The organism is Streptomyces torulosus, assembly GCF_001419765.1.
GTDB lineage: Bacteria > Actinomycetota > Actinomycetes > Streptomycetales > Streptomycetaceae > Streptomyces > Streptomyces torulosus.
The window spans coordinates 1-4,364 of the sequence record NZ_LIRK01000415.1 but is presented as its reverse complement, the minus strand read 5'-3'; the positions used below and the strand labels follow the sequence as shown (position 1 = coordinate 4,364).

6 protein-coding genes and 1 pseudogene are annotated in these 4,364 nt (G+C 71.7%); 2 read left to right on the top strand and 5 right to left on the bottom strand.

The annotated features are described in order from the left end of the window. The coding region (locus AOK23_RS50325) for a DUF397 domain-containing protein (protein WP_240496575.1) at nt 1-125 on the bottom strand (125 nt) is incomplete at its 3' end. 85 nt (nt 126-210) lie between these two features. Further along, nucleotides 211-897: pseudogene (locus tag AOK23_RS27135) on the bottom strand (helix-turn-helix domain-containing protein); the annotation flags it as partial. A gap of 182 nt (nt 898-1,079) precedes the next feature. On the opposite strand from AOK23_RS27135, the gene AOK23_RS47080 reads away from it, so the two are divergent. Continuing rightward, nucleotides 1,080-1,289: a hypothetical protein gene (locus tag AOK23_RS47080; RefSeq protein ID WP_055540979.1), complete on the top strand. Its 210-nt coding sequence runs from the start codon at nt 1,080-1,082 to the stop codon at nt 1,287-1,289. A gap of 2 nt (nt 1,290-1,291) precedes the next feature. Further along, the gene (locus AOK23_RS27125) at nt 1,292-1,735 is read left to right on the top strand and encodes a DUF7848 domain-containing protein (protein WP_055715246.1); all 444 of its coding nucleotides are present in this window, start codon (nt 1,292-1,294) and stop codon (nt 1,733-1,735) included. Nucleotides 1,736-1,769: 34 nt separating this feature from the next. On the opposite strand, the gene AOK23_RS27120 is transcribed toward AOK23_RS27125, so the two are convergent. From AOK23_RS27120 to AOK23_RS27110, 3 genes are all read right to left on the bottom strand, one after another. Next, the gene (locus tag AOK23_RS27120; protein ID WP_055715245.1) at nt 1,770-2,144 is read right to left on the bottom strand and encodes a GntR family transcriptional regulator; all 375 of its coding nucleotides are present in this window, start codon (nt 2,142-2,144) and stop codon (nt 1,770-1,772) included. Further along, nucleotides 2,141-2,992, bottom strand: coding sequence for a hypothetical protein (locus AOK23_RS27115; protein ID WP_240496574.1), 852 nt, complete (start codon nt 2,990-2,992; stop codon nt 2,141-2,143). The genes AOK23_RS27120 and AOK23_RS27115 overlap by 4 nt, the downstream gene beginning before the upstream one ends. Nucleotides 2,993-3,259: 267 nt before the next feature. Further along, nucleotides 3,260-4,276: an isopenicillin N synthase family dioxygenase gene (locus AOK23_RS27110; protein WP_055715244.1), complete on the bottom strand. Its 1,017-nt coding sequence runs from the start codon at nt 4,274-4,276 to the stop codon at nt 3,260-3,262. Nucleotides 4,277-4,364 lie beyond the last annotated feature (88 nt).

The window sequence follows — 4,364 nt, the reverse complement described above, 5'->3', positions numbered from 1 at the left end:
TTCTTGCTGTCCCGGACGGGGACGACGCCGGGGAAACCGGGGGCTACCTCGATGCAGTCGCCGCCGTTGGTGCCGCTGTAGCTGGACTTGACCCATATCGCCGCGCCGAGGTCCAGACTGCTCATGGCGCTCACACCTTCCCAACAAGTCGCTGATCAGAGCGGCTGATTCGCGGGCCGACAGAGCGTCCGCCCTGAGCACATCATAGGTTCGGCGGTGCTGCGCAAGGACGGTCGGATCAGCGTTGAAGTGACCGAGGTCGAGCGACTCCGAGTACACCCACTCGTTCCCGTCAGGCAGAGTGATCAGCGACATCGACGTGTTGGGACGGTCGATCTCGGGGACGTCGAACGGGACGATCTGGATGCGGATGTTGGGGCGCCGCCCTGCCGCCAGCAGGTGGGCGAACTGGTTCCGCATGACGCGGGCGTCCCCAACCGTGCGGCGCAGGCAACTCTCGTCCAGTACGGCGACGAAGAGCGGGCCGTCCTCGGCCAGGAAGCGTTGCTGTCGGCTCAGCCGCGCCTTCACCCGCTCTTCGACCTCGTCGGGGTCGGTGATGTGGCGGGAGAACAGGGCGTGCGCGTAATCCTCTGTCTGCAACAGGCCCGGCACGACGTTCGCCTGGTAGGCCAGGACGGACGTGGCCTCGCCGTCCATCCTCACCCGGCGCTCGAACCAATCCGGATGCTGGACGGCGGGATACCAGTCGATCTTGCCCCACATCCGGGTCAACACCCCACCCGTGTCCAGTACTTCATCGCACCGCTTCGCGAACTGATCGCTCGGGACCCTCGTGCCCGCCTCGATCTTCGCCACCTGCGACCGGTCGCACGGGATCTCCCTCGCCAGCGCCTCCTGCGTCAGCAGCGCCGCCTCGCGGTAGTGCCGGAGCACCTCGCCGAACAGGGCCGCGCTCCCGGCCCCGCCCGCTCCGTCCGCGTTCCGCCTCGTCACCGCGTCCCCCTCGTGCTCCTCCGTGGCAAAGGCCCAGTGCCACACGTCCCGCGTTGATTGCCACCGTTCCCCTCGGCGACGCTGTGTACACCCAGAGTTACTGGCAGGGCTGTGGAGTGCATGTGGAACCAGAGGGACAGCTTGTCTACGACCCGATGACGCGGCGGGTCGGCGAGTACCGGGACAAGGTCGGCCCGTACGCGCTGTTGCGACCGGTCGGCGGCGGCCGGGAGTGGGAGGCGGACCCGGCGGCCTTGCGGCCGGCGACGCAGGCGGAGCGGATCGGCGCGCAGGTACGCGCGGCGAACCGGCGTACGAAGAGGAGGGTGTGAGGGTGCGTCGGCGAGACGAGGGCGAGCCGGGCCGCCCACCCGTTCCGGTCCCCGGCTGCGCCGCGTGCGCGGAGTTGGCGGCGCGGCGGGACGAGGCCCGGGCCCGGTACGACGGGAGCGCGGAGACGGACGCGAACGTCCTGCTCCGGCACCACCAGCGGCGCGACCACGGCGGAGCCGCCCGTACCCGCCGGGTCTTCCGGTACGTGCCGTACGTCCTCGCGCAGGACCCGACGGCGGAGCCGGAGTACGAGGCGCGGTGCGTGTCGGGGGACGAGACGGAGTGCGGTGCGGGGTCGGGCGTGCGGAGCGGCCCGGCGGACGTGGAGGAGTGGCTGCGCGGGCACACGCAGGAGACCGGGCATCGGCGCTACCGGCGCACCTTCGGCGACTACGCGGTGTTCGAGGCGCAGGAGGACGTGCCCCGCGAGGGGACGACGTCCTGACGTGTTTCCGGTGCCGTCACGCCGGGGGGCGTCCTCACGCCATCGCGTCGCGTACGGCGGTCAGGATGTCCTCGGTGTCGGCGCCCAGCGCCCGCGCGGCCGATGTGAAGTCGCGGGCCAGGGTGATGAGCTGGTCGGCGTCATGGGTGCGCGGCCCGGTCGGCAGGGTGGCGACCCGGGTGCCCGCGCCCCGGCGGGTGCGGATCAGCTCGCCGGCCTCCAGCTCGCGGTAGGCGCGGGCGACCGTGCCCGGCGCGAGGCCGAGGTCGGCGGCGAGCTGGCGTACGGTCGGCAGCCGTTCGCCCTCGACCAGCCGGCCGGTGCGGATCAGCGCGGCCAGCTGCGCGCGGATCTGCTCGTACGGCGGTACCTGGCTGGTGGTGTCGACGCGGACGGCGGGGTCGGTCATCGGCGGAGCGTCCCCTCGGCGGCGCGCTCGTCGTCGAGGTCCGCCGTGTCGTCGAAGGCTGCCGTGTCGTCTAGGGGCTTCTCGTCCTCGACCGCCCTCGGGGCCACCACGGTGACCAGGGACCAGACGAGGGTGAACAGGTTCAGCAGGGCCAGGGGGTAGAACACCCAGAAGGTGAGCGCGCCCACCACCCCGGCGCAGCCCGTCTCGGTCAGCGCGACGGAGATCATCAGCACGGCGTACAGCTGCTGGCTCGACACCAGCAGGCCCCAGGCCCCGGTGACCGCCCACGCGCGGTCGCGGCGCTGCTGGTCCCCGCCCGGCCCGTGGGCGATGCGGCGCAGGGCCCAGGCGCAGGTGGGGGTGGCTATGGCGAGCGCGCCGAACATGGGGAGGCTGTAGTAGAGGCCGGGCCACGGGCCGAGGCTCGCGCGCATCCCGTTGCAGGTGATGTGGACGACCTTCCCCGTGCTGAGGACGCGGTCGGGGTCCACGGAGGCGGTGGCGGCGGTGATCACCAGCAGGGCCACGAGGGAGACGCCCTGGAGGGCGATCAGGGGGCCCATGCGCGGTGGCACATGGTCTCTGACCAGGCGCGGCGCGAGACTCGCGGTCCGGACCGCCTCCTGGGGGCGCAGGGTCAGGGCGTCGGCGAGCAGGACGCCGGCCACCGCGCACAGGCCGAACGCCGTGATGCAGAACACCACGCGCTGCTCGAACTCCACGTCTCCGTCTCCCAGCGTGGAGACCGCCTGCGCCACGACCACGCCGACGGCCAGCCCGGACCAGCGGGCGACATGATCGGCGTGTTCGAGCAGCCGGTACGGGAGCGGGGCACTGTCGAGCATGTGGAGATCCCCCCGGATCGTCTTGTACCAAGTTGTGGATACAAGATGGCCCGGCCGGGGCGTTGTGTCAAACGCTCGATACAAGTGGACGCCGAAGGGGACCTCCGAGCACTTTCCGCCGCGGTTCTGATCCTGCTCCGATCCCGCTCCGATCCGGTTCTGATCTCCGGCTGGTTCCATGGGAGCCGCATCTCCGGCCGGCGGCCGGATCCCCGACGCCCCGTCCCGCCCGTGTGTCGAAGCGGCCGGGCGGGACGGCGGCCCCGGTCAGCCCACGGTGATCGCGTCGAGCTTCTCCCGCAGGTAGACGTGCGAGTCGACCGGCGGGTACGCGACCCGCCCGACCGGGGCGGGCACCGACTCCACGACCGTGCCCGGCGTGCACTCGCCGAAGTAGACCAGCGACATCAGCTCCTCGGCCGGCTCGTCGGCCGGCGGCGGCAGCACGCGGTGCCGCCCCGAGCGCCAGCGGTCACCGGTCCACCGGGCCATCAGGTCACCGATGTTGATGGTGAAGGCCGCCGGGTCGTACGGCGCGTCCTCCCAGCCGCCGTCGTCCGTGTACACCTGGAGCCCGCCCTTGCCGGCCTGCCGGTCGAGGATCGTGACCGTGCCGAAGTCGGTGTGCGGGCCGATCCGGAACTGGCCGGGTGCGGGGTCGCCGAGGACGTCCCGGCCCGGGTACCAGTTGATGTTGAAGCCGTAGGTCGGATGGCTCATGTGCCGGGCGAAGAAGTCCCGTTCGAGGCCGAGCGCGTCGCCGAGCAGGGTGAGCAGATGCCGCTCCAGCTCGCCCATCCGATCCAGGTACTCCTCGCAGAGCGGCCGCAGCTCCGGCACCTCGGTCGGCCAGACGTTCGGCTGGTACCACTCCGCGTTGACCACCGGGTCCTCGAACGGCTCGTGCGTCGCGAACGTCAGCGACTCCTTCAGGTCCGGAGGGGTCTCGGTCCCCTCCGCGTAGCCGTTCGCCTCGGCCCCCGGCCCCAGCCACCCCCTCCCGCCGACCTTCACCTCGTACGCCCTCTTGCGTTCCGCGGGCAGCGTGAAGAAGGTCCGCGCCGCCTCCCGCACGCGCGTCCGGAGCGCCGGGTCCACGCCGTGCCCGGTCACCAGGAGGAACCCGGCGGTCTGGAGCGCCTCGTCGACGGTCCGCGCGATCCGGGCCCGGTCCTCCTCGTCACCGTCGAACCAGGGGGCCAGGTCGATGGTCGGGACGCGGGGGCTACTGGGGCTACCGGGGCTGTTGGGTGTACCGGGGCTGCTGGGGCTACTGGGATTCATTCGCAGTGCTCCTGCCTTCAGGCCGGGGGTGAAGCGAATCTGATAACGGTGACGCGGAGCGTCGCGGCATTGTTCCGGTGGAGCCGGG

Excerpts from the sequence above, each read along its gene's own strand:
- AOK23_RS27120 (WP_055715245.1), bottom strand. The coding sequence starts at position 2,144 with ATGACCGACCCCGCCGTCCGCGTCGACACCACCAGCCAGGTACCGCCG.
- AOK23_RS27110 (WP_055715244.1), bottom strand. The coding sequence starts at position 4,276 with ATGAATCCCAGTAGCCCCAGCAGCCCCGGTACACCCAACAGCCCCGGT.
- AOK23_RS27115 (WP_240496574.1), bottom strand. The coding sequence starts at position 2,992 with ATGCTCGACAGTGCCCCGCTCCCGTACCGGCTGCTCGAACACGCCGAT.